Source organism: Burkholderia sp. E168m23, from assembly GCF_016586125.1.
Taxonomy (GTDB): Bacteria; Pseudomonadota; Gammaproteobacteria; order Burkholderiales; family Burkholderiaceae; genus Burkholderia; species Burkholderia orbicola.
Map to the genome: position 1 here is coordinate 1 of NZ_BCPP01001684.1, position 580 is coordinate 580.

The window sequence follows — 580 nt, forward strand, 5'->3', positions numbered from 1 at the left end:
CGGCCCGCGCGCGCCAGCGCACGCGGCGCCAGACCATCGACACGAGCCAGCCGGCGATCGCGCCGACCAGCCCGACATGGAGACCGGAAATCGCGACCAGGTGGCTCGTGCCCGTATTGCGCAGGACGCGCCAGTCGTCGTCGCCGATGCCCGACTGGTCGCCGATCGCCAGCGCGGCGACGATGCCGCGGTGCGCTGCATCGGCACCGAGCACGTCACCGATGCGTGCGCGCAGCGTGTCGCGCACCCGATCGATCGATGCACGCCATCCGGATGCGCGCGCATCGAGCAATACCGCCCGGCGCGGCGCACTGACATAGCCGATCGCACGAATGCCCGCGGCGAGCCACGCCGCCTCGCTGTCGCGCACGCCGGGATTGGCCTCGGCATGCGGACGCTTGAGACGCACGACGAAACGCCAGCGCTGGGCCGCCCGCAAATCGGGAAGCGCATCGCGTGTCGCGGATGCACCATACGCACGCCACGACAGCCGGATCAATGGTGGAAAACGGGTGAGCCCCGCATCGTTCGATTCGACCGCGAACAGCAGCCGCGCGCCTGTCTCGTCGACGACGGGCAA

The 580-nt window shown here is 70.5% G+C and carries 1 protein-coding gene; it reads right to left on the bottom strand.

All coding sequences use genetic code 11. The features are described 5' to 3' along the window. Window positions 1-580 (bottom strand): ComEC/Rec2 family competence protein (locus JMF90_RS39655; protein ID WP_201326609.1); only part of this gene is annotated, 580 nt, incomplete at both ends.